At 69.1% G+C, this 26,570-nt stretch carries 34 protein-coding genes and 1 pseudogene; 26 read left to right on the top strand and 9 right to left on the bottom strand.

The annotated features are described in order from the left end of the window. Window positions 1-5 precede the first annotated feature (5 nt). From ligK to IT882_RS15425, 8 genes and pseudogenes are all read left to right on the top strand, one after another. Entirely contained in the window at window positions 6-698 is a 693-nt protein-coding gene (gene ligK, locus IT882_RS15455; RefSeq protein WP_195692579.1) for a 4-carboxy-4-hydroxy-2-oxoadipate aldolase/oxaloacetate decarboxylase, read from the top strand. A gap of 2 nt (window positions 699-700) precedes the next feature. Next, window positions 701-1,345: pseudogene (locus tag IT882_RS17425) on the top strand (amidohydrolase family protein); the annotation flags it as partial. A 2-nt stretch (window positions 1,346-1,347) separates the two neighbouring features. Further along, on the top strand, window positions 1,348-1,635 hold the full coding sequence (locus tag IT882_RS17420; RefSeq protein WP_418887797.1) for an amidohydrolase family protein: 288 nt from the start codon (window positions 1,348-1,350) through the stop codon (window positions 1,633-1,635). Window positions 1,636-1,637: 2 nt separating this feature from the next. Continuing rightward, a complete protein-coding gene (gene ligA, locus IT882_RS15445) occupies window positions 1,638-2,009 on the top strand; it encodes a protocatechuate 4,5-dioxygenase subunit alpha (RefSeq protein ID WP_195692578.1) in 372 nt (123 codons plus the stop codon). Continuing rightward, window positions 2,006-2,995, top strand: coding sequence for a class III extradiol dioxygenase subunit beta (locus tag IT882_RS15440; protein ID WP_229382187.1), 990 nt, complete (start codon window positions 2,006-2,008; stop codon window positions 2,993-2,995). The genes ligA and IT882_RS15440 overlap by 4 nt, the downstream gene beginning before the upstream one ends. Window positions 2,996-3,067: 72 nt before the next feature. After that, a complete protein-coding gene (locus IT882_RS15435; protein WP_195692577.1) occupies window positions 3,068-4,024 on the top strand; it encodes a Gfo/Idh/MocA family oxidoreductase in 957 nt (318 codons plus the stop codon). Then, complete coding sequence (locus IT882_RS15430) at window positions 4,021-4,995, top strand: aldo/keto reductase (RefSeq protein ID WP_195692576.1); 975 nt, start codon at window positions 4,021-4,023, stop codon at window positions 4,993-4,995. Before IT882_RS15435 ends, IT882_RS15430 begins: the two co-directional genes overlap by 4 nt. Further along, a complete protein-coding gene (locus tag IT882_RS15425; protein WP_229382186.1) occupies window positions 4,992-5,699 on the top strand; it encodes a substrate-binding domain-containing protein in 708 nt (235 codons plus the stop codon). The genes IT882_RS15430 and IT882_RS15425 overlap by 4 nt, the downstream gene beginning before the upstream one ends. A 28-nt stretch (window positions 5,700-5,727) precedes the next feature. Here the strand turns inward: IT882_RS15425 and IT882_RS15420 are convergent, their stop codons facing one another. The 3 genes from IT882_RS15420 to IT882_RS15415 are packed head-to-tail and all read right to left on the bottom strand — an operon-like array spanning window position 5,728 to window position 7,434. After that, complete coding sequence (locus IT882_RS15420; protein ID WP_324253897.1) at window positions 5,728-6,567, bottom strand: FAD-dependent oxidoreductase; 840 nt, start codon at window positions 6,565-6,567, stop codon at window positions 5,728-5,730. Then, complete coding sequence (locus IT882_RS17210) at window positions 6,537-7,019, bottom strand: FAD-dependent oxidoreductase (RefSeq protein ID WP_324253896.1); 483 nt, start codon at window positions 7,017-7,019, stop codon at window positions 6,537-6,539. The genes IT882_RS15420 and IT882_RS17210 overlap by 31 nt, the downstream gene beginning before the upstream one ends. Before the next feature lie 25 nt (window positions 7,020-7,044). Further along, window positions 7,045-7,434: a TIGR03618 family F420-dependent PPOX class oxidoreductase gene (locus IT882_RS15415; protein WP_195692575.1), complete on the bottom strand. Its 390-nt coding sequence runs from the start codon at window positions 7,432-7,434 to the stop codon at window positions 7,045-7,047. 61 nt (window positions 7,435-7,495) lie between these two features. Between IT882_RS15415 and IT882_RS15410 the strand changes: the two genes are divergently transcribed. Continuing rightward, window positions 7,496-7,903, top strand: a complete 408-nt coding sequence (locus IT882_RS15410) for a helix-turn-helix transcriptional regulator (protein ID WP_195692574.1) — start codon at window positions 7,496-7,498, stop codon at window positions 7,901-7,903. Here the strand turns inward: IT882_RS15410 and IT882_RS15405 are convergent. Continuing rightward, a complete protein-coding gene (locus tag IT882_RS15405; protein WP_195692573.1) occupies window positions 7,881-8,849 on the bottom strand; it encodes a squalene cyclase in 969 nt (322 codons plus the stop codon). The two genes, IT882_RS15410 and IT882_RS15405, sit on opposite strands and share 23 nt — an antisense overlap. A 106-nt stretch (window positions 8,850-8,955) precedes the next feature. Here IT882_RS15405 and IT882_RS15400 point away from each other — a divergent pair, with 106 nt between their 5' ends. From IT882_RS15400 to IT882_RS15385, 4 genes are all read left to right on the top strand, one after another. Beyond that, a complete protein-coding gene (locus tag IT882_RS15400) occupies window positions 8,956-9,369 on the top strand; it encodes a VOC family protein (protein WP_195692572.1) in 414 nt (137 codons plus the stop codon). Between the two features lie 147 nt (window positions 9,370-9,516). Continuing rightward, window positions 9,517-10,320 carry an alpha/beta fold hydrolase gene (locus IT882_RS15395; protein WP_195692571.1) on the top strand — a complete coding sequence of 268 codons (804 nt, stop codon included), beginning with the start codon at window positions 9,517-9,519 and terminating at the stop codon, window positions 10,318-10,320. A gap of 71 nt (window positions 10,321-10,391) precedes the next feature. Further along, window positions 10,392-10,769 carry a hypothetical protein gene (locus IT882_RS15390; protein WP_195692570.1) on the top strand — a complete coding sequence of 126 codons (378 nt, stop codon included), beginning with the start codon at window positions 10,392-10,394 and terminating at the stop codon, window positions 10,767-10,769. Between the two features lie 38 nt (window positions 10,770-10,807). Beyond that, window positions 10,808-11,593: a dienelactone hydrolase family protein gene (locus tag IT882_RS15385; RefSeq protein ID WP_229382185.1), complete on the top strand. Its 786-nt coding sequence runs from the start codon at window positions 10,808-10,810 to the stop codon at window positions 11,591-11,593. Between the two features lie 10 nt (window positions 11,594-11,603). On the opposite strand, the gene IT882_RS15380 is transcribed toward IT882_RS15385, so the two are convergent. Together IT882_RS15380 and IT882_RS15375 are read right to left on the bottom strand one after the other, a co-directional pair. Continuing rightward, window positions 11,604-12,053, bottom strand: coding sequence for a hypothetical protein (locus IT882_RS15380; RefSeq protein WP_195692568.1), 450 nt, complete (start codon window positions 12,051-12,053; stop codon window positions 11,604-11,606). 51 nt (window positions 12,054-12,104) lie between these two features. Further along, window positions 12,105-12,560 carry a GNAT family N-acetyltransferase gene (locus IT882_RS15375; RefSeq protein WP_195692567.1) on the bottom strand — a complete coding sequence of 152 codons (456 nt, stop codon included), beginning with the start codon at window positions 12,558-12,560 and terminating at the stop codon, window positions 12,105-12,107. Between the two features lie 71 nt (window positions 12,561-12,631). Here IT882_RS15375 and IT882_RS15370 point away from each other — a divergent pair, with 71 nt between their 5' ends. The 3 genes from IT882_RS15370 to IT882_RS15360 all read left to right on the top strand — a co-directional run bounded on the left by IT882_RS15370 (window position 12,632) and on the right by IT882_RS15360 (window position 14,721). Continuing rightward, a complete protein-coding gene (locus IT882_RS15370; RefSeq protein ID WP_195692566.1) occupies window positions 12,632-13,627 on the top strand; it encodes an aldo/keto reductase in 996 nt (331 codons plus the stop codon). 90 nt (window positions 13,628-13,717) lie between these two features. Next, entirely contained in the window at window positions 13,718-14,371 is a 654-nt protein-coding gene (locus IT882_RS15365; protein ID WP_195692565.1) for an acyl-CoA synthetase, read from the top strand. Continuing rightward, window positions 14,368-14,721, top strand: a complete 354-nt coding sequence (locus IT882_RS15360; RefSeq protein ID WP_195692564.1) for an amino acid transporter — start codon at window positions 14,368-14,370, stop codon at window positions 14,719-14,721. The genes IT882_RS15365 and IT882_RS15360 overlap by 4 nt, the downstream gene beginning before the upstream one ends. A 17-nt stretch (window positions 14,722-14,738) precedes the next feature. Here IT882_RS15360 and purB read toward each other — a convergent pair whose 3' ends face one another. Then, window positions 14,739-16,148 carry an adenylosuccinate lyase gene (gene purB, locus IT882_RS15355; protein WP_229382184.1) on the bottom strand — a complete coding sequence of 470 codons (1,410 nt, stop codon included), beginning with the start codon at window positions 16,146-16,148 and terminating at the stop codon, window positions 14,739-14,741. A gap of 55 nt (window positions 16,149-16,203) precedes the next feature. Then, window positions 16,204-16,710, bottom strand: coding sequence for a low molecular weight protein-tyrosine-phosphatase (locus IT882_RS15350; protein ID WP_195692563.1), 507 nt, complete (start codon window positions 16,708-16,710; stop codon window positions 16,204-16,206). A 26-nt stretch (window positions 16,711-16,736) separates the two neighbouring features. Between IT882_RS15350 and IT882_RS15345 the strand changes: the two genes are divergently transcribed. From IT882_RS15345 to IT882_RS15335, 3 genes are read left to right on the top strand one after another with little or no spacing between them, the layout of a single operon-like run. Then, entirely contained in the window at window positions 16,737-17,144 is a 408-nt protein-coding gene (locus IT882_RS15345) for a hypothetical protein (RefSeq protein ID WP_195692562.1), read from the top strand. Beyond that, entirely contained in the window at window positions 17,141-17,842 is a 702-nt protein-coding gene (locus tag IT882_RS15340; RefSeq protein ID WP_195692561.1) for a hypothetical protein, read from the top strand. Before IT882_RS15345 ends, IT882_RS15340 begins: the two co-directional genes overlap by 4 nt. Next, the gene (locus tag IT882_RS15335) at window positions 17,830-18,543 is read left to right on the top strand and encodes an alpha/beta hydrolase (RefSeq protein WP_195692560.1); all 714 of its coding nucleotides are present in this window, start codon (window positions 17,830-17,832) and stop codon (window positions 18,541-18,543) included. The genes IT882_RS15340 and IT882_RS15335 overlap by 13 nt, the downstream gene beginning before the upstream one ends. A 5-nt stretch (window positions 18,544-18,548) precedes the next feature. Here IT882_RS15335 and IT882_RS15330 read toward each other — a convergent pair whose 3' ends face one another. After that, window positions 18,549-18,944 (bottom strand): phage holin family protein, encoded by a 396-nt coding sequence (locus tag IT882_RS15330; protein ID WP_195692559.1) that lies wholly within the window; start codon window positions 18,942-18,944, stop codon window positions 18,549-18,551. A gap of 57 nt (window positions 18,945-19,001) precedes the next feature. Here IT882_RS15330 and IT882_RS15325 point away from each other — a divergent pair, with 57 nt between their 5' ends. The 7 genes from IT882_RS15325 (at window position 19,002) to IT882_RS15295 (ending at window position 26,557) form a co-directional block, all read left to right on the top strand. Then, complete coding sequence (locus tag IT882_RS15325; protein ID WP_195692558.1) at window positions 19,002-20,105, top strand: histidinol-phosphate transaminase; 1,104 nt, start codon at window positions 19,002-19,004, stop codon at window positions 20,103-20,105. A gap of 10 nt (window positions 20,106-20,115) precedes the next feature. After that, on the top strand, window positions 20,116-21,246 hold the full coding sequence (locus IT882_RS15320; protein ID WP_195692557.1) for a thiamine pyrophosphate-dependent enzyme: 1,131 nt from the start codon (window positions 20,116-20,118) through the stop codon (window positions 21,244-21,246). Between the two features lie 62 nt (window positions 21,247-21,308). Next, window positions 21,309-22,274: an alpha-ketoacid dehydrogenase subunit beta gene (locus tag IT882_RS15315; RefSeq protein WP_195694463.1), complete on the top strand. Its 966-nt coding sequence runs from the start codon at window positions 21,309-21,311 to the stop codon at window positions 22,272-22,274. Between the two features lie 99 nt (window positions 22,275-22,373). Continuing rightward, window positions 22,374-23,750: a dihydrolipoamide acetyltransferase family protein gene (locus IT882_RS15310; RefSeq protein WP_195692556.1), complete on the top strand. Its 1,377-nt coding sequence runs from the start codon at window positions 22,374-22,376 to the stop codon at window positions 23,748-23,750. Between the two features lie 79 nt (window positions 23,751-23,829). Further along, window positions 23,830-24,849: a metal ABC transporter solute-binding protein, Zn/Mn family gene (locus tag IT882_RS15305; protein ID WP_195692555.1), complete on the top strand. Its 1,020-nt coding sequence runs from the start codon at window positions 23,830-23,832 to the stop codon at window positions 24,847-24,849. Next, complete coding sequence (locus tag IT882_RS15300) at window positions 24,846-25,694, top strand: metal ABC transporter ATP-binding protein (protein ID WP_195692554.1); 849 nt, start codon at window positions 24,846-24,848, stop codon at window positions 25,692-25,694. The genes IT882_RS15305 and IT882_RS15300 overlap by 4 nt, the downstream gene beginning before the upstream one ends. Beyond that, on the top strand, window positions 25,691-26,557 hold the full coding sequence (locus IT882_RS15295) for a metal ABC transporter permease (RefSeq protein WP_195692553.1): 867 nt from the start codon (window positions 25,691-25,693) through the stop codon (window positions 26,555-26,557). Before IT882_RS15300 ends, IT882_RS15295 begins: the two co-directional genes overlap by 4 nt. The last annotated feature ends 13 nt before the right edge of the window (window positions 26,558-26,570 follow it).

The following is a 26,570-nucleotide window of genomic DNA, read 5'->3' as shown; positions in this document are numbered from 1 at the left end:
CCATCATGCGACTGAACAACCTCGGCATCGTCCGCACGAAGATCGACCGGCCCGACCCCGCCGACGTCGCCCGCCTCTCGCAGTTCGGCGTCGCGACGATCCACGAGGCGATGGGTCGTGTGGGGCTGCTGCGTCCCTACATCCGTCCCGCCTACACCGGCGCGAAGCTGTGCGGACCGGCCGTCACGGTGCTGCTGCAGCCCGGCGACAACTGGATGTTCCACGTCGCCGCCGAGCAGGTGCAGGAGGGCGACGTGATCGTCGCCGGCTGCACGACAGAGTCCGAGGACGGGTTCTTCGGTGAGCTCCTCGCCACCTCCCTTACCGCCCGCGGATGCAAGGGCCTGGTCATCGACGGCGGTGTCCGCGACGTCGCCGACCTCGAAAAGATGGACTTCCCCGTCTTCTCCCGCGCCATCAACTCCAAGGGCACCGTCAAGGCGACCCTCGGGTCGGTCAACGTCGATGTCGTCGTCGCGAACGCTGTGGTGCACCCCGGTGATGTCGTCGTCGCGGATGTCGATGGCGTCGTGGTCGTTCCCCGTGAGCTGGTCGGCGCGGTAGCCGATGCCAGCCAGAAGCGCGAAGACAACGAAGAGGCCAAGCGCCAGAAGTTCCGCGAAGGCGTGCTGGGCCTGGACATCTATGGCATGCGCGAGCCGCTTGCCGCCGCCGGCCTCGAGTACGTGGAGGACTGACGATGGCTCACGGCGACACGAGCGGGGGGTTCGAGAAGACCCCCGGATGGCTCGACTGGTACGACGGCCCGTCGACCCCGACGTTCCAGGTGCCCGAGGGTGCCGTGGATGCCCACTGCCACGTCTTCGGTCCCGGGGAGCAGTTCCCGTATGCCCCCGAGCGCAAGTACACGCCCTGCGACGCATCCGCCGACCAGCTCTTTGCCCTGCGCGACCAGCTCGGGTTCGACCGGAACGTCATTGTGCAGGCCACGTGCCACGGAGCCGACAACCGGGCCCTTGTCGACGCGCTGCGACGCGCTGACGGCCGCGCTCGCGGTGTCGCCACGGTGCGGCGCGATGTGACAGCCGAGCAGCTTGCCGACCTGCACGAGGCTGGCGTGCGCGGGGTGCGGTTCAACTTCGTCAAGCGACTCGTCGACCGCGTGCCGACCGACTCGCTGCACGAGATCGTCGAGAAGATCGCGCCGCTGGGGTGGCACGTCGTCATCTACTTCGAGGCCGAGGACCTGCCCGACCTCTACGACTTCTTCTCGAGCATTCCCACTGACGTCGTCGTCGACCACATGGGCCGGCCCGACGTCAGCAAGGATCCCAATGGTCCCGAGTTCGATCTCTTCCTGCGCTTCATGCGCGAGAACCCGAACGTGTGGACCAAGGTGTCGTGCCCGGAGCGGCTGAGTATCACCGGCCCCGAGCTCTCGACGGCGAACAGCACGCCTACACCGATGTCGTGCCGTTTGCCCGACGCGTGGTTGAGGAGTTCCCCGACCGCGTGCTGTGGGGGACCGATTGGCCCCACCCCAACCTCAAAGACCACATGCCCGATGACGGCTTGCTGGTCGACTACATCCCCCAGATCGCCACGACCCCCGAGCTGCAGCGGAAGCTGCTGGTCGAGAACCCGCGGCGACTCTACTGGCCAGAAGGAGACTGACCATGGCACTCGACAAGCCCTACAAGAACGTCCCCGGGACGATCATCTTCGACGCGGAGCAGGCCCGGAAGGGCTACCAGATCAACCAGCTCTGCATGTCGTTCATGAAGCCTGAGAACCGCGAGCGGTACCTCGCCGACCGCGAGGCCTACCTCGACGAGTGGCAGCTGACCCCCAAGGCGCGCCAGGCGATCCTCGACCTCGACCTGAACGCTGCCATGGCAGAGGGCGGGAACATCTACTTCCTCGCCAAGCTCGGCGCCACGCACGGTCTGAGCTTCCAGCAGATGGCCGGCTCGATGACCGGCATGAGCGAGGCCGCCTACCGCGACATGATGATCTCGGGCGGCCGCCGCCCGAGGGCAACCGCATGAAGGACCTCGACGGCTGGACGCCGCCGCAGCCCGGCGAGAAGGCCGAGACCATGCGGCCGAACGCTCCCGCCAAGCTGACCTCGGCGCTGTACACGTCCCACGTGCCGGCGATCGGTGCCGCGATGGACCTCGGCAAGACCGAAGAGCCGTACTGGAAGAAGGTCTTCGACGGCTACACCTGGACGCGGAAGTGGGCCAAGGAGAACACGCCGGATGTCGTCATCCTGGTCTACAACGACCACGCCACGGCGTTCGACTCCTCGCTGATCCCCACGTTCGTGCTCGGCACGGGCGCGGAATACCCCGTCGCCGACGAGGGCTACGGCCCCCGCCCGGTGCCGGACGTCAAGGGATACCCCGAGTTCGCCGCGCACCTGGCCCAGTCGGTCATCCAGGATGACTTCGACCTGACCCTCGTGAACGAGATGGTCGTCGACCACGGCCTCACCGTGCCGCTCTCGCTCGTCTACGACCAGGTCGAGGAATGGCCCGTGAAGGTCATCCCGCTCGCGGTCAACGTCGTGCAGTACCCGGTGCCCTCGGGTCGCCGGTGCTACGAGCTCGGCAAGGCTCTGCGTCGCGCTATCGACAAGTGGGACGGCCCCGAGCTGAACGTCCAGATCTGGGGCACCGGCGGCATGAGCCACCAGCTCCAGGGCCCCCGCGCCGGGCTCATCAACCAGGAGTGGGACAACGCGTTCCTCGACATGCTGATCTCGGACCCGCTGGGTCTGACCGAGTGGCCGCACATCGACTACGTCGACGAGGCCGGTTCGGAAGGCATCGAGCTGGTGATGTGGCTCATCGCCCGCGGTGCGATGGACGATCAGTTCGGTGGCGGCGCGCCCGAGGTGAACCACCGGTTCTACCACGTGCCCGCCTCCAACACCGCGGTCGGTCACCTCGTGATCACCAACCCTGTCGCTGCCCCCACCGAGGCTGCCGACACGGAGGACGAGAAGGTACCCGTCGGCGCGACCGCCTGACCACAGACCCGCTCCGTGGGGATCGATCGCGCGGTCCCCACGGGGCGCACCACGTTCGAAGAAGGAGTGCGAATGAGCAGTGACAAGGTCCGGATCGCCGTCGTGGGTGCCGCAGGCGCCTTCGGCATGAAGCACCTCGACGGCCTGGCGAACATCCCCGACGCCGAGGTGACCGTCGTCAGCGGAACCAAACCCGAACCGACCCAGGCTGTCGCCGACAAGTACGGTGTGCCGACAGCCGTCGTCGGATACGACGCCGTGCTCGAACGCGACGACGTGGATGCCGTCATCCTCGCCACCCCTACCGGCCTGCACGCCTCGCAGACGCAGGCGGCGCTTGCGGCCGGAAAGCACGTTCAGGTCGAGATCCCCCTCGCCGACTCCCTCGCGGATGCCGAAGCCACGCTCGCGGCGGCCGAAGCATCCGACCGCGTCACGATGGTGGGTCACACGCGGCGCTTCAACCCGTCGCACCAGTGGGTGCATCAGAAGATCACCGCGGGCGACTTCGCCGTCCAGCAGATGGACGTGCAGACCTTCTTCTTCCGTCGCACGAACACCAACGCGAAGGGCGAGCCGCGGTCGTGGACCGACCACCTGCTGTGGCACCACGCAGCGCACACCGTCGACCTGTTCGCCTACCAGACCGGTCGCATCGTGCAAGCCAACGCCATCCAGGGTCCGATCCACCCCGAGCTCGGCATCGCGATGGACATGTCGATCCAGCTCAAAGCCGAGACGGGAGCGATCTGCACCCTCTCGCTCTCGTTCAACAACGACGGGCCCTTCGGAACGTTCTTCCGCTACATCGGCGACACGGGCACCTATATCGCTCGCTATGACGACCTCGTCAACGGCAAGGAAGAGCCGATCGACGTGTCGCAGGTTACCGTCAGCATGAACGGCATCGAGCTGCAGGACCGCGAGTTCGTCGCCGCGATCCGTGAGGGCCGCGAACCCAACTCGTCGGTCCGGCAGGTGTTCGACTGCTACCGCGTGCTCGGCATGCTGGAGGAGCAGCTCGCATGAACCTGCCCCGGTACGGGCTCGGATGCATGTCGCTCAGCCACGCGTACGGGGTCGCGCCACCGCCCGAGGAGGGCCTTCGGCTGCTGCAGACCGCGCTCGATGAGGGCGTCCGCTTCCTCGACACCGCGACGCTCTACGGCGGCGGGCGCAACGAGGAGCTCGTCGGTGCGGCCATCGCCGGCCGACGCGACGAGGTCGTGCTCGCCAGTAAGGGCGGCATGGCGATGGTCGACGGCGTGCGGGTCATCGACGGACGCCCCGAGACCCTGCGGCATCAGGTCGACGCATCCCTCCGCCGGCTCGGCGTCGACCACATCGACCTGTACTACCTGCACCGGTGGGACAAGTCGGTCCCGATCGCCGAGAGCGTCGCCGCGCTCGCCGAAGCCGTCGATGCCGGCAAGATCGGCGCGATCGGCCTGTCAGAGGTCTCCGTCGCGCGCCTCCGGGAAGCGCAGCAGGTCGCGCCGATCGCTGCCGTGCAGAACGAGTACTCGCTGTGGACCCGCAACGCCGAGCTCGGCATGCTCGAGGCGACGAAAGCTGACGGCGTCGCGCTCGTGGCCTTCTCGCCGGTCGCGCGAGGATTCCTCGCCGACGCCGTCCGCAACCCCGACGACCTCGTTGCGAAAGACATCCGCCGGGCGATGCCGCGGTTCCAGCCCCCGCACTGGGAGGCCAATGCCGCACTTCTTCCCGCGTGGCGAGACCTCGCCGCCGAGGCGGGAGTGAGCCCCGCCCAGCTCGCGTTGGCGTGGGTCTCGTCCCGCGGCGGCAACGTCGTGCCGATTCCCGGGACGACGAACCTCGACCACCTGCGTGAGATCATCGCCGTCGCCGACCTGGTGATCGCGCCCGACATCCTGGAGCGCGCAGGGCAGCTCATCGACACCCCGTCCGTGTCGGGCCCGCGGTACTCCTCGCAGAACACCGCCGAAGTGGACGCCGAGACCTTCGAGGATGCCGCGTGAAGGCGATCTCGTCCATGGCGACGCGACTGCTGCTCGCCGACCTGATGACAGCTGCCGCTGAGGCAGGGCTGGGCGAGGTCGAGACCGAGTCCGTCGGCGGGGTCGATGCCGCCGAGCGCGTCGCGGCGGGCGAGGAGTTCGACCTCGTCTTCCTCGCCGACGGTGCTCTTGCGAAACTTGCTGACGGCGGTCACGTCACACCGGCATCCGTCACCCCGCTCGTGCTGTCCCAGGTCGCCGTGGCGGTTCCGTCGGACGCGGATACTCCCGCCGCCGCGACCACCGACCCCGCATTCGAGAGTGTCGCGGGCGTTCGGGATGCCATCCGCGCGGCGACGAAGATCGGATACTCGACAGGTCCCAGCGGCACGGCTCTGGTGCGGATGCTCGAGGACTGGGGCCTGACCGCCGAGGTTGGCGGTCGGCTGGTGCAGGCCCGTCCGGGTATCCCGGTTGCTCAGCTGCTCGCCGATGGCGAGGTGGATCTCGGCTTTCAGCAGCTGAGTGAACTCGTCGGGCGACCGGGCGTCACCGTGCTGGGCGTCATGCCGCAGGGCTGCGCGATTGACACGGTGTTCTCGGGCGCGGTCGCGACGACATCGGCGGAGCCCGATGCTGCCGCTGTGATTCTGTCCTTCCTGGGCACCGATGCCGCGCGCGACATCGCTCGATCGCACAGCTTCGCGGTGCCCCCGACGCGCTAGCCCGCGGGTCGGCTGTGCGCGCGCAGCCTCAGGTGCCCGCGTCGGCGAGCAGAGCGCGGGCGACGCGGTTCCCCGACACCAGTGCGCCCTGGATCGACGCGGTGTCGCGATGGTCGCCGGCGACGTACACACGCTCCGACAGGCGTGCCGTCGAGACGGGACGAAGCGGCGCCGACTGCACGGGCAGAGCGTGCGGGATGTCGTCGCGGCGCAGCAGGCGCCAGTCTGAGACATCCGCGCCCCAGATGTGCGTCAGGTGGCGCCGCACGTCGCTCTCGGCCGGTCCGGCAGCGTGCTCTTTCCGCGCCACGGGAGGGAGCAGACAGGTCGCCTCGACCAGGTGCATGCCAGCCGGCGCATACGACGGAGCGCTGTGCGAGATGACTGCCGTATTCACGAGAGGTCCGCTTCGGGTGCCGTCGACGGCGAGCATCCCGGATGTCGAAGGCGCAGCATCCGTCGCGAACCACCACGTCTGCAACCCGTGAGTCTCGGGCACCGGCACCGGAACCAGCTCCGATGCCGCCTCCGGTCCGACGGCGACCATCGCCCCCAGCGCGGTGACGGGATCAGAGCCCGCGACGGCCACCTCGACCCCGGTGGGAGTGTCGCGCAGGCCGGTCACGCGCCGATGCATCTCGATGCTCACCCCGAGGGTTCGGGCGTACGCGGCAAGCTGCTCGGGAAGGGCCTGGATGCCGCGCTCGGGCAGGCCTGGGCGCCCCAGCGCGAACATGCGGACGAGCAGCCGGACGAAGGCGTCGGATGTGTCGAACTCCCCGTCCGCGAGCACGCCCGACAGGAACGGCTCGAGCACCTCCGAACGCAGCGGACCCGTCAATCCGGCTCGATCCCACGCGTCATGCACGGGACGATCCCGCCCTGCGATCGCCCGGCGGATCGCGCGGCGCGGAGCCAGCAGGCCCGATGCGGCCCAGCGTGCGAGGGAGGCAGCATCCCGGGGGAGAGAAGGCCGCTGCGCAGGGTCGCGGGAACGAGCGACGGATGCCGACGAGGATCTGCCAGCGTCACGAGGCCTGTCTCGCGGCGTACCTGCACTCCGACCGGGAAGGGCTTCAGGCGCAGGGCCTGCACGTCGACCCAGCGCCGCACGGCGGGGTATGCGGGGTTGAGCACCTGGAACCCACGATCGAGCAGGAAGCCGTCAACGACGTCAGTGCGCTGCCGGCCGCCGACCCCGTCCGCGGCTTCCAGAACGACGACGTCACGCCCGGCGTGGCCCAGCGTGATCGCCGCCCGGAGCCCCGCGAGCCCGGCACCGACGATGACGACGTCGTGCTGGGCCCGTGCCATGCTCATCCTCCGGATCGTGGGTGTGTCGAGGCTACGGCGCGATGAGCCCCGCCGAGCCCATGATCTTCTCGGGCCGCAGCTCGATCGCGACCCGCTGCGGATTGGGCTGGGGTTGCCGATAGCGCGCTGCGTAGAGTTCCACGGCGCGTGCAACGGCATCCGGATCGCGCGACACCGTCGCATGCCCGGCGATACTCAGCCACTGCGGGCCGGCGATCTGTGCCACCGTGGCTCGTCCGTCCCGTTCGATGTTGCGGACCTTCTGGCTGCCGTCCATCGTGATGATCCGCACGAGGCCATCCGCGAAGGTGAATCCGACGGCGACGACGTGCAGCAGGCCCGAGGGCGCGAGCGTCGACAGCGTCGCGAGGTGGTAGTCCGTGACGAAGCGCAGCCCGTCTGGGGTGAGAGCCGTGGTCATGCCCTCGATCTTGCCGCACTCGCGTCGACAGTGCGCGCCACCCCGTGTGAGACTCGTCGGCATGCCGCCGAATCCCGACGATCTTCGCGATCTCGTGCTTCTGCGCCGCGTTCGCGACCGCATCGATCGCGAGTATGCCGCGCCCCTGGATGTCGAGGAGCTCGCCCGGGGCGCGCACATGTCGCCCGGACACCTCAGTCGAAAGTTCAAGGCGGCGTTCGGGGAGAGCCCGTACTCGTATCTCATGACCCGACGTATCGAGCGCGCGATGACGCTGCTGCGACGGGGAGATCTGAGTGTCACGGAAGTGTGCCTCGCGGTGGGGTGCGCGTCTCTCGGTACCTTCAGCACCCGGTTCACCGAGCTTGTCGGCATGCCGCCGAGCGTCTATCGGGCACGCGCCGAACACGACGCGGCGGCCCTGATTCCCTGTGTCGCGAAACAGGTCACGCGGCCGATTCGCCGCTGACCGCGGCATCCCAGCGCTGCAGAACGCGCAGCGCGAGGAAGGTCACCCACTTCGACGGTTCGCCGGGTTCGACATCCAGGGGGAACCAGACCGCGCCCTCGAGCTTCTCGCCCTGCAGCCATCGCCCGTCCGGTTGCCGGGCATCCCGCACTCGTTCGATGGTCTCGGCGATTCGGGGGTCGGGGCGGATGCCGTCGTGCACCGCCGCCTCGGTGAAATAGTCAACGGCCTTGAGGGCGGTGTGCGGGTGGCGGTACGGGTACATCAGCAGATCAGCCCACGATCCCACCGGCTCGCCCGTCGACGACCGGTAGCGCAGCCGCCGCTCGAGCAGATACTCCTCGCCGCGATGGCGGACGTCGGTCAGGGTGTCATCACCCGTGAGCTGCTCGTATGCCAGGATGCCGCGCACGGCGTTGATCGTGGAATGGAACGACGACCGCGTCGACCCTTCGACCCACTCGCAGTTCCATCCACCATCGGGCAGCATCTTCGTCGCCAAGAACTCGACGATCGGCGAGACGTCAGCCCCCAGCCACGCGCCGTTGGCGAGAGTCATCGCATTGATGCAGACGTCAGTTTCGCCATCCCAGTACGGCAGGTCGTCGTACTCCCACCGAGCGTTCTCACGCAGCTTCTCTGCCGTGCCGGCCAGGGCCGCGGCATCCAGTCCCCACTCGCGAAGCGTTGTGAGTGTCCAGGTCGTCGCGGTCCAGGGCTGTCCGGAACCCTCCCCCGTGTAGCCCGCCGGAAAGTACGCTCCTCCGGCCCACTGCCCATCGGCATCCTGCACCGCGAGCAGCCTCGCAGCGTCACCGTCGTGTGCCATGCTCGCGCGCGTCTCGCGCCACTCCTGCTCGGGTGCTCCGAGCAGATCGCGTTGCACCTGCCAGCGCAGTGTGGGGTCGGAGTCGAGCAGCCACTGCTCGAGTTCGTCGCGATTCATGCCCGAAGGCTATGTCAGGTCGCCGACACGCGACAGTGCGCTTCGAGCACCACGTCGAGCAGGAATCAAGAAGCGCGAGACGGATGCCGGGACTACCGTGAGCGGTATGGAGACCACGATCCACTCGAGCTTTCTTCCTCACCTCGACCCTGAGGACTCGCTCGCCTTCTATCGGGACGTTCTCGGGTACGAGGTTCGGCTCGATGTCGGCTATGAGGACATGCGCTGGATCACGGTGGGGCCGGCAGGACAGCCCGATACCGCGATCGTGCTGCATCCGCCGGCTGCGACCCCGGGTCTGACCGATCAGGAGCGCACGACGCTGCTTGAGCTGATCACCAAAGGCTCATACTTCGGGATCAACCTCGCGACCCGTGACCTTGACGCGACCTTCGCGGCACTCGAGACAGCTGGCGCCGAGATCGTGCAGGAACCGATCGACCAGGCCTACGGCCTGCGCGACTGTGCGGTGCGTGATCCCGCCGGCAACCTCATCCGCATTCAGCAGCTCACCGACTGACGCTGCACGCTGCGCGCCTGGGTCGGTCCCTCCTCCGGGCATCCGTTGACCGCACGTGCCGAGATCCGACTCGATAATCTCGTCGACGACGCGCCGTGATCTCGGCATCCATCCCGCACGGGGGCTCCCCGACGCGAGAATGGGCGCATGGATGCCGCACCGCGCCCGCTAACCGAGATGCCCGACCCGCAGTACGTCATGGTGGGCGAGGGGTACCGTATCGCCACCTACTCCTGGGGTGATCCGGATGCCGAGACGGTCCTTGCGGTCCATGGATTCTCGTCGAGCTGCCGCGACAACTGGGTGAACACGGGCTGGGTGCGCGACCTCACCCGCGCCGGATTCCGCGTCCTCGGTGTCGATCAGCGCGGGCACGGGGCGAGCGACAAGCCACACGACCGCCGCGCGTATGAGATGCGTTCGTTCATCGACGACCTCGCGACGGTGCTCGACACGTACCTCATCGACTCCGCTCGGTATCTCGGCTACTCCCTCGGTGCTCGCGTCGGGTGGCAGCTGGCCGTCGACCGCCCGCAGCTGGTGACCCGTGCGGTCCTCGGCGGCATCCCCGATGGCACGCCGCTGGCCCGCCTCCAGCTCGATCAGGCCAAGGCCTATGTCGCCGAGGGCACTCCGGTCACCGACAAGGTCACCAACAACTACGTGACGCTGGCCGAGCGGGTGCCCGGGAACGACCTCTCAGCTCTCGTCGCGCTCGCCGAGGGAATGCGCTTCGGTGAGGCCGGGGACCCCGATCCTGCCCGGCCTCCGCAGCAGCCGGTGTTGTTCGCGACGGGCAGCGAGGACGCGATCCTCCCGCGCTCCCGCCGCCTCGCCGACGCGACACCGAACAGCACGTTCGTCGAGATTCCCGACCGCCATCACTTCAACACTCCGGGATCCCGAGACTTCCGCGCCGCCGGCCTGGAGTTCTTCAGCGCGGCCAGCTGACGGCATCCGGCGTGCGCCTCCGGGCGGGCGGTCGCAACGGCACATCCGGCACCCGGCACGCTGGTCGGTGGATGCCTCGGCCCGGCGTGTTGTCTACGATCCGCGCCGTTGCGACCGGCTCGTCCATCGCGTCATGCCGTCCCGCGTTCGTTGTGGCGGCATCCGGCATCCAGCGCGCGCGTGGTCGCAACGGCGCATCCGATACCCGACACGCCGGTCGGTGGATGCCTCGGCCCGGCGTGTCGACGACGATCCGCGCCGTTGCGACCGGCTCGTCCATCTCGTCATGCCGTCCCGCGTTCGTTGTGGCGGCATCCGGCATCCAGCGCGCGGGCGGTCGCAACGGCGCATCCGGCACCCGGCACGCCGGCGGTGGATGCCTCGGCCCGGCGTGTCGTCGACGATCCGCGCCGTTGCGACCGGGCCAGTCGCGCGGGATGAGGCGCTGATGCGTCCGCCCCGGGGATAGGGGTGATTGACTGGGCGCGTGAGTGAGCTTCTCGCGCAGTGGCGGGTCACCCCCTTCGAACACGACGGGGTCAGCCATGACGTCTACTACCGTGGCGACGGGCCGGGGGTCATCCTCGTGCCGGAGCTCCCTGGTGCCACTCCCGAGGTGATCGCGCTGGGCGAGCGACTGGTCGCGGCAGGCTTCCGCGTCGCGCTCCCGTCGGTGATCGGAACCCCGGGGCGCCCCGTCAGCGGCGGATACATCGCCGGGTCGGCGCTGCGGATGTGCGTCTCACGGGAGTTTGCCGCGTTCGCCCGCCGGGCCGACCGGCCGATCGCCCGCTACCTCCGTGCACTCGCGCGCCAGCTGCACGCCGAGTGCGGCGGGCCCGGCGTCGGCGTGATCGGGATGTGCTTCTCGGGCGGATTCGCCCTCGCGGCAGCAGCGGATGACAGCGTGCTGGCTCCGGTCGTGTCCCAGCCGGCCATGCCGCCTCCCGTCGGCGCAGGACGGTCGGCGACGGGCCTGAGCGTCATCGAGGAGGCCGCCGTCAGTCGCCGCGCCGCCGACGGCCTGTGCGCCCTCGGCCTTCGGTTCACACAGGACCGCAGCGTCCCGGCCGAGCGGTTCGCCGCCTTCGAGCGCCTCCTCGGCGAGGGGTGGCGGGCGTTCGAGATCGATTCCTCACCCGGCAACGCGGACGGCATCCCGACGAACGCGCACTCGGTGCTGACGGATGCCTCGGCCGAGGTCCCGGGCCACCCGACCTATCGCGCGAACGAGCTGCTGGTTGATTTCCTGCGCGAGCGACTGACCGTCTGAATCGCTGCCGTCAGACCGTGAGTTCGATGGTGCCCTCGTGGGGCCCGCCGCACTGCTCGGATCCTCCAACGCGCTCCCACTCCGGCGACACCGTGGCCTCGGCCAGGACGGCGCCATCGGACGCGAGCGCCCGAACGGTGACGGGGTCGGGGGTCGCCATACCGAGGGCGAAGCTCCAGGTGTCGCCATCGCGGTCGACATAGTGCCAGAGGCCGGATGACCCTGCCGCGTTGTCGTGGGGCCCGGTGACACAGGTCTCGCCGTCACAGACCTCGAGAGAGGTGACCGCGGTGGCATCGCTGTCGAGGGTCACGCTCACGTGGTTGATCCAGCCGATGGCGGGGCACGCCTGCATCGGAACCAGACCGCCGCTGCACCCGCTCAGCGCCAGGGTGGCAGCAGACGTGGCCCCCACAAGCGCAACCAGCCGTCGCACCGTCGATCGCATCGGCCGCCTCACGTGCCGGATTCTAGCTCCGGCACTGCTCGCAGCACCGCGACCACCCTGACCTCAGCTCCCGGCTCCCGGGCGGCGCATCGGCACGTGCGGGATGTCATCCTCGGAGAACGCCGGGCCCGAGACCTCAAACCCGAACCGGGCGTACCAGTCCGCGAGCTGGGACTGTGCGTCCAGCACGATCGGCCATCCGGGTGCCCGCTCGTCGCAGCGGGCCACGGCGCGACGCATGAGCTCTGCCGCGATGCCGCGGCCGCGCGCTGCAGCATCCGTCGCAACCCGCCCGATGCGCATCTGGGCGCCCTCCTGCAGGACCCGCAGCGTCGAGATCACCTCGTCCCCGTCGCTTGCCCACATCAGCTCCGCGCCCGGCTCGATGTCGCGCCCGTCGAGTTCCGGGTAGGCGGCGCGCTGCTCGACGACGAAGACCCGAAGCCGAAGCCACAGCATCCGGTAGAGCGTCTCGGACGCGACTTCTGCGGCGGCGGCGCGGTGGTAGGTGACGGGCATGGCCATACCCTAGAGCCTTCCGCGGACGCAGCCGCGGCCCGAGCGTCGGCGGTCGATGGCACCATGGATGCATGCAGCAGCGCCCCCTTGGAAGAACCGGCCGAAACGTCTCAGCGATCGGCCTCGGCACGTGGCAGCTCGGAGCCGATTGGGGGACGGTCGACGAGGATGCTGCGCTTGCCGTGCTCGCGGCATCCGCCGACGCCGGGGTGACCCTCTTCGACACCGCCGATGTCTACGGTGACGGTCGCTCGGAGTCGCTCATCGGACAGTTCCTCGCATCGCGACCCGATCACGGCATCACCGTCGCGACGAAGATGGGGCGACGCGTCGACCAGTTGCGCGAGAACTACACGGAAGAGGCTTTCCGCGGCTGGACCGAGCGGTCTCGCGAGAACCTCGGCGTCGACACCCTGGACCTGGTGCAGCTCCACTGCCCACCCACCGACGTCATCGCCGCAGACGAGCTGTTCGATGCGCTCGACCGCCTGGTCGAGGACGGCCTCATCCAGGCGTACGGTGTGTCGGTCGAGACGTGCGAGCAGGCGCTCGCGGCCATCGCGCGTCCCGGGGTCACGAACGTGCAGATCATCCTCAACCCGTTCCGTCTGAAGCCGCTTGATGAGGTCTTGCCGGCGGCCGCCGCAGCGCAGGTCGGAATCTTCGCGCGCGTGCCGTTGGCCTCCGGTCTCCTGTCGGGCAAGTACACGACGGCGACGACGTTCGCGAGCGACGACCACCGCTCGTACAACCGCCAGGGTGAAGCCTTCGACCGGGGCGAGACGTTCTCGGGCGTTGACTTCGAGGTCGGGATCGCCGCGGCATCCGCGTTGGCGGCTGCCCTGCCCGAGGGCGTCTCACTTCCGGCCGCGAGCCTTGCCTGGATCGCCGCACAGCCCGGCGTCACCTCCGTCATCCCCGGCGCGCGGACACCCCAGCAGGCTGAGGCCAACGCGGCGGCGGGGCGCCTGCTCGAACCCGGCGCCTTCGATCTCGAGGGCTTCGATGAGGCGGTTCACGCCGTGTACGACCGCTACCTGCGCGAGGCGATCCACCCGCTCTGGTGAACCCGTTTTCCCGCGCGCGCGAGGGAACCCGGTGACCGGGCAGCCCGCGGCCGCCGATGAGGCGCGCCGCGGCGAATAGACTTGAGAGTTGTGACCAGCGCTGCACCCATCCGCACCCTCGAGGTGAGGCATCTCCAGCTGGCGCGAGCGTTCTTCGCCGCGCTGGCGGCGCTCATGATCACGTTCTCCCCCGATCACTCCGCCGCCGTGGGTCTCGCGGTGTTCAGCGGCTTTGCGATAGCGACGGGCCTCGTGTGGTTTGCCGCGGTCTGGCTGGTCTTCCCGAAGGGCGACCGGTGGGCAGCTGTGCTGCTGGGCATCCTCGCTGTTCTCGCGGGAATGGCAACCGGGATGCCGGGTCTGCGCACCGACACGATGTTCTTCGTCGTCGTGATCGCCTGGTCCGTGCTCAGCGGGATCGTCGAGATGGTCGCGGGGCTGCGGGCTCGCCGACTGTCGAGGCTGCCGCGTTCCCAGAGCCGGGACGCGATCTTCGTCGGCATCCTCAGCATCCTGCTCGCTGTGGGCGTGCTCGCCGTTCCGGTGCAGTACGCGCTGAGCTACACCATCGAAGAGGCAGGGCAGACCTTCACCCTGACCGGAATCACCATCGCCGTCGGCATCTTCGGTGGCTACGCGGCGATCGTTGCCGTGTACCTCGGCATCGCCGCGTTCTCGCCACGTCCGACGGATGCCGGGGCCGCCGCGCCCCTCGCCGAGACCCCGGCGGAGAGGAAGCCATGACCGACAAGCCCTCGCGCCGCGAGATCATGCGCCCCGTACAGCTTCTGGGGCTCGCCTTCGCGGCTGCCCTCTTCGCGGGGATCGTGACCCTCGTCTCGATGGGGTTCTTCCAGCAGATCCCCGCCGAAGACGTGCAGAACGCTCTCGTCGTCGCGGGAATCATTGCGGGAGTGACCTTCGTCGTCACCCTCGTCGTGGTGGCGCTCCTGCTGCTGGTGATCGACCCCGCCGATGTCACCAAGACCATCGACCGGCCGGTGCTGCTCGATGAGGAACCCGAGAGTGGCGAGGCGTCGGCGACGACGCCCGACGACCGCGAGAACGGCGGCGCGTCGGCGCCGACCGCGTAGCGCTCCGCAGCGCTCGCTCAGTCGATCTCGGAAACGAGGATCGACGCGAGACCCGTGTACGACGCGGGAGTGAGCGCCAGCAGGCGTTCCTTCGCGGCATCCCCGATGTCGAGACCGCGCACGAACTCCGCAAGCTCGGTAGCTCCGACGCGGCGGCCCCGCGTGAGGTCCTTCAGCAGCGCGTAGGGGTCGCTGATCTGCGAGCGACCCGCGACGATCTCGGCGCGCACCACGGTCTGGATCGCCTCGGCCAGCACCTCCCAGTTGCTCTCGAGGTCGGCATCCAGCGCGCGCTGGGCGAGCGAGATCTCGGTCAGTCCCCGCGCCAGATTGTCGAGGGCGAGCAGCGAGTGACCCAGCGCGACGCCGATGTTGCGCTGCGTCGTCGAGTCGGTGAGATCGCGCTGCAGTCGCGATGTGACGAGGGTTTGCGCCAGGGTCGCCAGCAGCCCGCCCGAGATCTCGAGGTTCGCTTCGGCGTTCTCGAAACGGATCGGGTTGATCTTGTGCGGCATCGTCGAAGATCCGGTCGCGCCCGCGACGGGAATCTGCGAGAAGTACCCGAGGGAGATGTAGGTCCAGACATCGGTCGCGAGGTTGTGCAGGATGCCGCCAGCGTGCCGGATCCGGTCGTAGAGCTCGACCTGCCAGTCGTGGGATTCGATCTGGGTGGTCAGGACGTTGAACCCGATCCCGAGCGACTCGATGAACTCTCGCGAGAGTGCCGGCCAGTCGGTGTCGGGCTCTGCCGCGAGGTGGGCCGACCAGGTTCCCGTCGCGCCCGAGAACTTCGCAAGAAACTCGGATGCCGCGATCTGCCGTTCGACGCGTTCGAGCCGCCACACGAAGACGGCGAACTCCTTGCCCATCGTCGTGGGGGTCGCCGGCTGCCCGTGCGTGCGGGAGAGCATCGGTGCGTCTCGGTGCTCGCGGGCGATGGCTCCGAGCCGATCGATCACGACGCGCAGCCGGGGCAGCCAGACCTGGGTCACAGCGCGCTGGACGGTGAGCGCGTAGGAAGCGGAGTTGATGTCTTCGCTCGTGCACGCGAAGTGAGTGAGCTCCGCGATCTGGTCGAGTCCGAGCTCGGCGAGCCGGTCGCGCACCAGGTACTCGACGGCCTTCACATCGTGGCGGGTGACAGCTTCCTTCTCGGCGAGCCACGCGATCTCGTCAGCGCCGAAGCCGCGGTACAGCGCGCGCAGGCGCTCTTTCTGAGCCTCGTCGAGCGGTGCCGTACCGAACAGCGACCGGTCGGTGAGGGCGATGAGCCATTCGACTTCGACCTCGACGCGGGCGCGGTTCAGGCCCGCCTCGGAGAGGTAGTCGCTCAGGGGCGCCACCGCGGCGCGGTACCGCCCGTCCAGCGGGCTCAGCGGCTGGTCGCCGAAACGCGCGGTGTCGTGCTCGCGGGGCAGGGAGGTCACGGTACTCCTGTCGGATCTGCGGTCCGGGCTCCCGTTGCGCCGGGCGGTGATCGCCTCAGGGCGCGGGACGAAGCGCCGGTTCCAGCTGGCGGAAGAGTGCGCGGCTGGCGCTCTCGATCATACCGAGCACCTCGTCGAACATCGCCTCGTGGGCGTAGTAAGGGTCGGGCACGTCGAGGGTCGGGGCTGAAGCGTCGAACGACAGGAGGAGGGCGATCTTGTCGGCATCCGTGTCGGAGTGCGCCCAGCCCCGCAGGATGCGCTCGTGGCTGCGGTCGAGAGCAACGACGAGGTCGCTGCGCGAGAAGTCGGCCATCCCGAACTGGCGGGCTCGGTGCCGGGCGCCGTCGTATCCGCGGCGGGACAGCGCGTCGAGGGTCCGTTCGTCGGCGCGCTCGCCGACGTGCCAGTCGCCTGTGCCGGCGCTGGTGGACACGACGCGGTCGCCCACGCCTGCGCTGTCGGCCAGGGCACGGAAGACGACCTCGGCCATGGGCGACCGGCAGATGTTGCCGGTACAGACGAAGACGACGCGAAACGGCTCGACGGCGTTCGCAGTCATGCGTTCATTCATACCCCTCTTGCTCGGTGAGCGCATCCGTTCGTCGCCTCCTCCCCCGACTCATGATCTGGCCGAACCGTCGACATTACGTCACGGATGCCGCCTCCCGCACGCGTGCCGTCGATCACCGTGGAGGAATGGATGGGCTGTGCGCGGTGCCGGCAGCGGGCGCCGTGCGCGCGCAGCTCGCGGCGCTCGCGTCGTGGGCTGACGACCTCGCTGCCGAAGCGGAGTCCATCGCGCGGGTCAGTGGCTGGGAGACTCCGGCTCTCGCGGAGTTTCAGACCGAGATGGCGCAGCTCGCGGCGGCTCTGCGCGGCCTGCGGGAGCGAGCGCTCGACCTGCGCGCAGACGTCGGATCTCCCGCGCCGGGCGCGGTCGCCGGCAGCTTCGCGGGCTTCGGCGCCGGATGGGTCGCGGAAGGAGCCGGGTGAGCGATCTGGAGATCCGCAGCGGCGGCGCCATCGCGGTCGACACCGAGCAGCTGCGATCTGTCGCCGGCCGTCTGCGGGAGTTCGGCATCCGCGTCGGTGAGCTTGCGGACCGCGCAAGATGGGTGGCGACGGATGCCGCTGCCGCCGCGACCGGCTTCGGCGTCGATCTCGAAGCGCGGTGGCTCGCGACGGGCGCCGAACGGGTCGCAGAGCAGCCGACCGCGCTCGCCGCAGCACTCGACGCGCTCGCTGCCGCGTATGAGCTCATCGACCTGCGCGTACAGCAGGCGGCGGCGGCAGCGGCGGGTGATGCCGATGCCGCGCGGGTGATCGAGGCGCGGATGGCGTTGCTGCAGCAGGAGTATCCGGATGCCACCTCCACCGCCGACGCTGCCATCGACGCGTGGCGGCGCGACGGGCCGCTCGAGATGGCTCGACAGGTGGCGGCAGCGACCTGGTGGATTCCCGGCATGGCTCTCCCGCTCGCGGTGGGCTCCGGCGTGCTCTGGAGCGGCGTGTCGGTCGCGGGGCTTGGCCGGATGTCGCGGGCACCGACACCGTCGGGGGACCGGCCGCGGATGCGGTCACCAGTGGGCCGGCCGCGACGGTCGCGGGACACCGCGGCGGAACCCGGCATCCGTCGGCACCTCCCCCGTCCGCGCCGCTCTCGCCGGCCCCGACAGCCGTGCGCGCCGTAGCGCCGGCACCGGCATCCGGTCCCGTGACGGGGCTGGCCGACGCCGCCCGGCGCGTCCCCGGCGCCACCGAGGCGCGCGTGCGTGTCGAGCGGTACGTGATGCCGGGCGGCGGATCCCAGGCCGCCGTCTATGTCGCCGGTACACAGGCCGTCTCTGGCGGTGCCGGTGACCCGTTCGACATGCGCTCGAACCTCGAGCTGTACACCGGTGAGCGCTCGGCGTCCCTCGCGGCCGTCGAGCTTGCCCTCCGGGAAGCGGGGGTCGGGCCGGGCGAGCCCGTTCACGTGTTCGGGCACTCGCAGGGCGCGATGCTCGCCTCCGCGCTCGCGCTGGAGGGCACCTACGACGTCCAGACCCTCGTCACCTACGGCTCACCTGTCGAGGCAGCAGTCCCCGAGAGCGTGCTCAGTGTCGGCATCCGTCACGTCGATGACCCCGTGGCGGGGCTCGCCGGCGGCGGTCACGCCGAGACGGTCGGGGCGCCAGGCAGTTTCATCGCGGAGCGGGTCGCGGATCCGGCCGGAGGCGTGCACGACCTGACTCTCGCAGCGCACGGCATCGAGCGATACGCCGAGACGGCAGCCATGGTGGATGCGTCACACGACCCGCGGGCCGCGGCGCTGCGGGAGCTATGGACCACGCTCGGCGCAGCCGAACGCGTCGAGGTCACCGAGTACGCCGCCGATCGCGGGGGCGGATGACCGGCTCAGTCGTTGTTGCGGCGGGGCCGGAGGAGGATGCCGATGAGCCAGTTGATGACCGAGATCAGCAGGGCCGCGACCACGCCCCACCAGAAGTCTTCGACCCGCAGACCCCAGTCCCACCACTGCGTGAACCATGCCGTCAGCCACAGCAGGAAGCCGTTGATCACGAGCGAGATCAGGCCCAGCGTCAGGATGTAGATCGGGAACGCGAGCACCTTGATCACGGTGCCGATGATCGTGTTCACGAGCGCGAAGATGAGCGCCACCAGCAGGAGGGTCAACACCAACTGCAGCGTCTCTCCCGGGGCGAACGGGATGACGGTGACCCCCAGGGCGGGGATCAGGGTGACGATCCAGATCGAGAACGCGTTCACGACGATGCGGACGAGAAAGCTCATGCCCGCAGTCTTTCACGAGGGTACAGACCCGTAACAGCCCGGTCGTACACTCACAGAGTGAGCGAACCCGACCCGATCCCCGTTCGCGTGCGGCCCGCGATCGCGGCCCTGCCTGCCTACAAGCAGGGCCGACAGGCGGCTCCCGACGCGTTCAAGCTGTCGAGCAACGAGAACCCGTACGACCCGCTTCCGGGCGTGGTCGACGCCCTCCGCGCAGTGACCGCGGTCAACCGGTACCCCGACGCGAGCGCGGCGCGGTTGCGCGAACGGCTCGCCGCCGACTACGGCGTCAGCCCCGACGCTGTCCACATCGGCGCGGGAAGCGTCTCGCTCATCGCCCAGCTCATCTCGGCGACGGCGGGTCCCGGTGACGAGGTCATCTACGCCTGGCGCTCCTTCGAGGCGTACCCGTCGCTGGTGGAGGTCTCGGGCGCGGCATCCGTGCGCATCCCGCTGACCGAGGATGCCCGGCACGATCTGGCGGCGATGGCGGATGCGATCACCGATCGCACGCGCACCATCCTGGTGTGCAGCCCCAACAACCCGACGGGCCCGGTCATCACGCAGCCTGAGTTCGACGACTTCGTCACGCGGGTTCCCCGGGACGTGTTGATCGTGCTCGACGAGGCGTACGCCGAGTTCGTCACCTCCCCGGATGCCGTGGACGGGCTCCGGGTGCTGCAGGCGGGGCATCCGAATGTCGTCGTGCTGCGCACCTTCTCCAAGGCGTACGGTCTGGCGGGGCTTCGCGTCGGTTACGGCATCGGACACCCGCGCGTGCTGGATGCCGCGCGCAGCACCGCCATCCCGCTCTCGGTCACCGCTCACGCCGAAGAGGCAGCCCTCGCGAGCCTTGACGCGCGAGCCGAACTGCTCGAGCGGGTCGCGGAGATCACGGCGCGGCGCGACACGCTCGCGGCGGGCCTGCGCGACCAGGGATGGCGCGTCCCCGACGCCCAGGGGAACTTCGTCTGGCTTGCCACCGGACCCGACACGCTGGCCGTCGCGGATGCGTTCCACGACGGCGGAATCGTCGTCCGGCCGTTTGCGGGTGAAGGCGTGCGCATATCCGTCGGAGAGCATGAGTCTGTGGACAGAGTGCTACGGATCGCGGGTTCCGTTGTAGAGGACCTCCCGGAAGGGCACCCCGCACGCGGGTAGCGTAGGGACCGTGACTCAGCCAGAAGAACCTGAGCTCGTCCGCATTCTCGCCGCTGACGGCTCCCTCGCGCCCAATCCGGCGGCAGAGCCCTACCTCGATCTCGTGAACGGGCTCGCCGACTCGGACCTCGAGATGCTGTACCGCGACATGGTCGTCATCCGTGCCATCGACCGGCAGGCGACCAACCTCCAGCGGCAGGGGCAGCTGGCGCTGTGGCCGCCGAGTCTCGGGCAGGAGGCAGCACAAGTCGGTTCGGCCCGCGCTGCCCGTGCGCAGGATCACCTCTTCCCCTCCTACCGCGAGCACGTGGTGACCCGCATCCGCGGCGTCGACCCGATCGGCATCATCAAGCTGATGCGCGGACTCTCGCACGGCGGGTGGAACCCGACCGACCCCGCGAACGGCAACACTCACATCTACACGCTCGTGCTCGGCGCCCAGACGCTGCACGCAACGGGCTACGGCATGGGTCTGGTCTTCGACGGGCGCTGCGGTACCGGCGACCTCGATCGCGACGAAGCCGTCATCGTCTATTACGGCGACGGCGCGTCCAGCCAGGGTGATGTGCACGAGGCGATGGTCTTCGCCGCCAGCTATCGCACGCCCGAGGTGTTCTTCCTGCAGAACAACCAGTGGGCGATCTCGGTCCCCGTGGCAACGCAGTCGCGCTCGCCGCTCGTGCGCCGCGGCGAGGGGTACGGGATGCCGAGCATCCGGATCGACGGCAACGACGTGCTCGCCAGCTACGCCGTGACCCGCCGGGCGCTCGATGAGGCGCGCAGCGGTGAGGGACCCCGCGCGATCGAGGCGATGACGTATCGGGTCGGTGCTCACACCACCAGCGACGACCCCACCAAGTACCGCACCTCCGAAGAGGAGCAGTCGTGGGCACAGCGTGACCCGATCGCCCGGATGCGGGCTTTCCTCGAGCACCGCGGCGCTCCCTTCACGCTCTTCGACGAGGTGGATGCCGAAGGTGCTGCCGCCGCCGACGATCTGCGCGTCCGCACGAACGAGCTCGGCGGGCTGGAGCGCGACTCGATGTTCGCTCACGTCTACACCGACCCGCACCCACTCATGGACGAGCAGCGTCGGTGGCTCGCCGAGTACGAGGCATCCTTCGAGGGAGGCACCCGATGACCACCGTCTCGACCTCCACGGGCCAGGCAGCCGCCACCGCGACGGCTCCGGCATCCGGGCCCATGCCTCTCGGCCGCGCGCTGAACGCCGGGATGCGACAGGCCCTTGCCACCAACGACCGCGTCCTGCTCATGGGCGAAGACATCGGGCGGCTCGGCGGGGTGTTCCGGGTCACCGAGGGACTGCAGGCCGAGTTCGGCGAGCAGCGCGTGCTCGACACTCCCCTCGCGGAGTCGGGCATCGTCGGCACCGCGATCGGCCTGGCGATGGCCGGATTCCGCCCGGTGTGTGAGATCCAGTTCGACGGATTTGTCTTCCCCGCGTTCGACCAGATCACCTCGCAGCTGGCCAAGATGACCAACCGCCTCGATGGCGCGGTACCGATGCCCGTCGTCATCCGCATCCCCTACGGCGGGCACATCGGCGCGATCGAGCACCACCAGGAAAGCCCCGAGGCGTACTTCACCCACACGCCGGGACTGCGGGTCGTGAGCCCCGCGACGGCGGGTGACGCGTACTGGATGATTCAGGAAGCGATCGCGTCGAACGATCCGGTGATCTTCCTCGAGCCCAAGAGCGCGTACTGGCAGAAGGGCGAGGTCGATACGACGGCCCCGGCCCTGCCGCTCCACGCTTCCCGTGTCGTTCGTCGCGGCACCGACGTGACCCTCGTCGGCCACGGCGCGATGGTCGGCACCCTGCTGCAGGCTGCGGCTCTCGCCGAGTCCGAGGGGACCAGCTGCGAGGTCGTCGACCTGCGGTCGCTCTCTCCGGTCGACTACGGGCCCATCCTCGATTCGGTCCGGCGCACGGGCCGCATGGTCTATGCCCAGGAGGCCCCGGGCTTCACGAGCCTCGGCAGCGAGGTCGCGGCGACCGTCACCGAGCGCGCGTTCTTCTCGCTCGAGGCACCCGTGCTGCGCGTGTCGGCGTTCGACACGCCGTTCCCGCCCGCCAAGCTCGAGGGCACCTACCTCCCGGATGCCGATCGCATCCTCGAAGCCGTCGACCGCGCCCTCGCCTACTGACACCCCATGGCCCGAACTCCTGCAATTTCGCGGCCTCGGCGGCGATACTGAAGCGCAGACCCCAGAGATGCAGGAGTTAGCGCATCCGAAAGGACCGAGATGAGCACGCAGACCTTCGTTCTCCCCGACGTGGGTGAGGGCCTGACCGAGGCCGAGATCGTCACCTGGAAGGTCGCCCCCGGCGATCCCGTCCAGGTCAACGACGTGCTCGTCGAGATCGAAACCGCCAAGTCGCTTGTCGAACTGCCATCCCCGTTCACCGGCACGGTCGGCGAGACGCTCGTCGAAGAGGGGGTCACCGTCGCCGTCGGCACCCCGATCGTGACGATCCAGACCGCTCCCGCCGCTGCTGCTCCGCTGTCACAGACTGACGCTCCCGGCGCCGGTGACGCGCCGTCTGAGACAGCGGAAGGCGGTTCTGAGGGCGGCGGCGCCGTGCTTGTCGGATACGGGACGGGCGGTGCCGTCACCTCGCGCCGCCGTAAGCCGGCGGAGCGACCGGTGACGGCATCCGTCGGTGTCATCGCCAAGCCTCCGATCCGCAAGCTCGCCCGCGACCTCGGGGTGGATCTCGCCGCCGTCACGCCCTCCGGCGAGGCAGGCGAGGTCACGCGTGAGGATGTCGTGAAGCACGCCTCGCAGGCGAGCGTCTTCCGCAACATCGAGACACCGGACTGGCCCGAGGTTCGGGAAGAAACCATCACGGTCTCGCCGGCTGCGGCACCCGCGGCCCCCGCTCCGAACGGCGTCGCGTCGCCCTTCGCGCAAGCGGCCAGTCGGGTCGAGTCGATCCCCGTCAAGGGCGTGCGCAAGGCCACCTCGACGGCGATGGTGCAGTCGGCCTATTCCGCACCTCACGTGTCGGTGTGGACGGATGTCGACGCGACCCGCACGATGGAGCTCGTCAAGCGGCTGAAAGCCTCCCCCGACTTCGCCGACGTCAAGGTCTCGCCGCTGCTCATCATGGCGCGCGCCGTCATCTGGGCGGTGCGCCGGACACCGATGGTCAACGCCGCGTGGGTGGATGCCGAAGATGGCGCCCAGATCAGCGTGCGCCACTACGTCAACCTCGGAATCGCTGCCGCGACCCCCCGCGGCCTTCTCGTCCCGAACATCAAGGACGCGCAGGACCTGAACATGCGCGAACTCGCGCGGGGGCTCGAGAAGCTCACCCTCACGGCGCGTGAAGGCAAGACGACCCCGGCTGACCAGCAGGGCGGGACGATCACGATCACCAACATCGGGGTGTTCGGGATGGATGCCGGAACCCCCATCATCAACCCCGGAGAGTCGGGCATCGTCGCGATGGGCACTATCCGGCAGAAGCCGTGGGTCGTCGACGGCGAGGTGCGCCCGCGCTACGTCACGACGGTCTCGGGGTCATTCGATCACCGCGTCATCGACGGCGACGGCATGAGCCGCTTCATCGCCGACGTCGCCTCGATCCTCGAAGAACCCGCCCTCCTGCTGGACTGACAGGCCGTCCCGCGCCGGCGGGTGAGCGAGGTCCGCTCGCATTTTGATAATGATTCTCACCGCGGTTATCATTGTCGACATGACAACCCGACGACTTTCCACTCTGCTCGCGCTCGGCGCGGCATCCGCCCTCACCCTCACGGCCTGCGCCGGCACGGGCGGGGCACCGGAGACATCCGCTCCGGCCGAAGCCACCATCGACGTCGTCGCGTCAACCAACGTCTACGGTCAGATCGCCGAAGAGATCGGCGGCGACGCCGTCACGGTGACCTCCATCATCGACTCGTCCGCGCAGGACCCGCATGAGTTCGAGCCCACGGCTCAGGACCAGCTGATCGTGTCGGAGGCCGACCTCATCATCGAAAACGGTGGCGGCTACGACGCGTTCATGGACGCGATGATCGAGGCCAGCGGCACCACCGCGCCGGTGATCACCGCTGCGACCTTCAACCACGACTACCCGAGTGAGGATGCCGCGGCGGACGGCCACGCAGAAGAAGAGGGTCACGACCACGCCGAGGAAGAGGGTCACGACCACGCCGACGAGGACGGTCACGACCACGCTCACATCGAGGGGTTCAACGAGCACGTCTGGTACGACCCGCACACGATGGAACACCTCGCTGAAGCGATCGCCGACGAGCTCTCCACGCTCGACCCCGCCAACGCCGAGCTGTTCGAGACCAACGCCGCAGCCTTCATCGACCAGATCGCCGGGCTGGAAGCATCCCTCGACGAGATCGCCGCAGCTCACGCAGGCACCGGCGTGTTCGTGACCGAGCCCGTTCCGGTCTACCTGATCGTGGCCGCTGGGCTGGAGAACCTCACCCCCGAAGCGTTCAGTGAGGCCGTCGAGGAGGGACAGGATGTCCCGCCCGCGACGCTCCTCGAGTCGCTCAACATCGTGGAGGACGGTTCTGTCTCGGTCGTCATCGTGAACGCGCAGACCGGTGGCGCTGAGACCACGCAGATCATCGATGCCGCGACCGCGCAGTCAATCCCGGTGCTGGAGTTCACGGAGACCCTCCCGGAGGGCCAGACTTACATCTCGTGGATGCAGCAGAACATCGCGGAGCTCTCGGACGCGCTCGGCGCGTGAGCCCAGACGCGACCCCGCACGCCCAGCCGCCGCTCCGCATCCGCGGAGCGGCGCTGCGCCGTGGCGAGCGGGAACTGTGGTCGGGCCTCGACCTTGATGTCGCGCCCGGCGAGTTCATCGCCGTCCTCGGGCCCAGTGGCTCCGGCAAGACAACGCTGCTGCGCGCCATCCTCGGTCTCGAGCACCTGAGCGCCGGAACGATCGAGACAGGGGGCCGGCGGGTCGAGCGGCGGGGGAACCGTCACATCGGATACGTGCCCCAGCAGCGCCCACTCCCGCCCGAGACCGCGCTGCGCGGTCGGGACCTCGTGACCCTCGGCGTCACCGGCCACAAGTTCGGCTTCAGCCTTCCCACTCGACGCGATCGTGAACGCATCGATGCGCTGGTGGCGGATGTCGGTGCCGAAGCATTTGCCGACCGGCCCGTGGGCGAGCTCTCGGGTGGTGAACAGCAGCGGTTGCGCATCGGACAGGCGATTGCCGACGACCCCGACCTGCTGCTGTGCGATGAGCCGCTGACAAGTCTCGATCTTGCCAACCAGCAGGCGATCGTGGCGCTCATCGACCGGCACCGCCGGGATCGTGGCACCGGGGTGCTCTTCGTCACACACGACATCAACCCGGTCTTGGACGTCGTCGACCGCATTCTCTACATCGCGGGCGGCCGGTTCACGCTCGGAAAGCCCGACGAGGTTCTCGAGACGAGCGTTCTCAGTGACCTCTACGGCGCTCCCGTCGCCGTGCTGCGGGCCGGCGGCCGTCTCGTGGTCGTCGGCGCACCGGATGCCGAAGTCGCGCATCACCACCATCACGATGACGACGAAAACGGCGGGGTGCGGGCATGAACTGGTCTGACATCGCCGATGCCATGTTCGGTGGCATCGCCGATTACGGGGCGATCCTCGCCCTCGTGTCCAACTCGGTCATCGCCGGCGCCGTCCTCGGCCTCGTCGGCGGCCTCGTCGGCGTCTTCGTCATGCAGCGCGACATGGCCTTCGCGGTGCACGGCATCAGCGAGCTCTCCTTCGCAGGAGCCGCGTTCGCCCTGCTCATCGGCTGGGATGTCGTCACCGGATCGATCGTGGGGTCGGTCATCGCCGCCGGACTCATCGGGTGGCTGGGCGCGCGAGCCCGGGACCGCAACTCGTTCATCGGCGTGCTGATGCCGTTCGGGCTGGGCCTGGGCATCCTCTTCCTCTCGCTCTACAGCGGCCGCAGTGCGAACCGCTTCAGTCTGCTCACCGGCCAGATCGTGTCGGTGCAGAACGCGCAGCTGGGCTGGTTGATCGCCATCAGCATCGTCGTGTTGCTGGGGCTGCTCTTCATCTGGCGGCCGCTGCGCTTCGACTCCCTCGACCCGCAGTCCGCGGCAGCCCGTGGCGTTCCCGTCACCGCCGTCTCGCTCGGGTTCATGCTGCTTCTGGGACTCATCGTCGCCGTCGCGATCCACATCATCGGGGCGCTCCTGGTGATGGCGCTGCTCGTGACCCCCGCGGCGGCTGCCATGCGGATCGCATCCGGGCCCTGGAGCGTTCCGTTGCTGGCAGCGGGATTCGGCTTCGTGTCGGCGGTCGGCGGCATCCTGCTGGCCATCGCCGGCACCCTGCCGGTGAGCCCGTACATCACCACGATCTCGTTCCTGATCTACCTCGTCTGCCGCCTCGTCGGGGGGCGGCGCGGTCGGGTGACCCGGGAGCGCCTGGCGTGAGATGCCCCGCCCA

Source organism: Microbacterium schleiferi (assembly GCF_015565955.1).
GTDB classification, from domain to species: Bacteria; Actinomycetota; Actinomycetes; order Actinomycetales; family Microbacteriaceae; genus Microbacterium; species Microbacterium schleiferi_A.
The sequence above is the reverse complement of the archived record's forward strand: the minus strand, read 5'-3'. Positions and strand labels throughout refer to the sequence as shown.

Bases quoted from the DNA above. Each gene is read 5' to 3' on its own strand.
- IT882_RS15390 (WP_195692570.1), top strand. From the start codon at position 10,392: ATGCCTCGGCCCGGCGTGTTGTCTACGATCCGCGCCGTTGCGACCGGC.
- IT882_RS15295 (WP_195692553.1), top strand. From the start codon at position 25,691: ATGAACTGGTCTGACATCGCCGATGCCATGTTCGGTGGCATCGCCGAT.
- IT882_RS15310 (WP_195692556.1), top strand. From the start codon at position 22,374: ATGAGCACGCAGACCTTCGTTCTCCCCGACGTGGGTGAGGGCCTGACC.
- IT882_RS15435 (WP_195692577.1), top strand. From the start codon at position 3,068: ATGAGCAGTGACAAGGTCCGGATCGCCGTCGTGGGTGCCGCAGGCGCC.
- IT882_RS15350 (WP_195692563.1), bottom strand. From the start codon at position 16,710: ATGACTGCGAACGCCGTCGAGCCGTTTCGCGTCGTCTTCGTCTGTACC.
- ligA (WP_195692578.1), top strand. From the start codon at position 1,638: ATGGCACTCGACAAGCCCTACAAGAACGTCCCCGGGACGATCATCTTC.
- IT882_RS15330 (WP_195692559.1), bottom strand. From the start codon at position 18,944: ATGAGCTTTCTCGTCCGCATCGTCGTGAACGCGTTCTCGATCTGGATC.
- IT882_RS15305 (WP_195692555.1), top strand. From the start codon at position 23,830: ATGACAACCCGACGACTTTCCACTCTGCTCGCGCTCGGCGCGGCATCC.
- IT882_RS15315 (WP_195694463.1), top strand. From the start codon at position 21,309: ATGCCTCTCGGCCGCGCGCTGAACGCCGGGATGCGACAGGCCCTTGCC.
- IT882_RS17210 (WP_324253896.1), bottom strand. From the start codon at position 7,019: ATGAGCATGGCACGGGCCCAGCACGACGTCGTCATCGTCGGTGCCGGG.
- IT882_RS15400 (WP_195692572.1), top strand. From the start codon at position 8,956: ATGGAGACCACGATCCACTCGAGCTTTCTTCCTCACCTCGACCCTGAG.
- IT882_RS15360 (WP_195692564.1), top strand. From the start codon at position 14,368: ATGACCGACAAGCCCTCGCGCCGCGAGATCATGCGCCCCGTACAGCTT.
- IT882_RS15370 (WP_195692566.1), top strand. From the start codon at position 12,632: ATGCAGCAGCGCCCCCTTGGAAGAACCGGCCGAAACGTCTCAGCGATC.
- IT882_RS15410 (WP_195692574.1), top strand. From the start codon at position 7,496: ATGCCGCCGAATCCCGACGATCTTCGCGATCTCGTGCTTCTGCGCCGC.
- IT882_RS15395 (WP_195692571.1), top strand. From the start codon at position 9,517: ATGGATGCCGCACCGCGCCCGCTAACCGAGATGCCCGACCCGCAGTAC.
- IT882_RS15415 (WP_195692575.1), bottom strand. From the start codon at position 7,434: ATGACCACGGCTCTCACCCCAGACGGGCTGCGCTTCGTCACGGACTAC.
- IT882_RS15375 (WP_195692567.1), bottom strand. From the start codon at position 12,560: ATGCCCGTCACCTACCACCGCGCCGCCGCCGCAGAAGTCGCGTCCGAG.
- ligK (WP_195692579.1), top strand. From the start codon at position 6: ATGCGACTGAACAACCTCGGCATCGTCCGCACGAAGATCGACCGGCCC.
- IT882_RS15430 (WP_195692576.1), top strand. From the start codon at position 4,021: ATGAACCTGCCCCGGTACGGGCTCGGATGCATGTCGCTCAGCCACGCG.
- IT882_RS15405 (WP_195692573.1), bottom strand. From the start codon at position 8,849: ATGAATCGCGACGAACTCGAGCAGTGGCTGCTCGACTCCGACCCCACA.
- IT882_RS15440 (WP_229382187.1), top strand. From the start codon at position 2,006: ATGAAGGACCTCGACGGCTGGACGCCGCCGCAGCCCGGCGAGAAGGCC.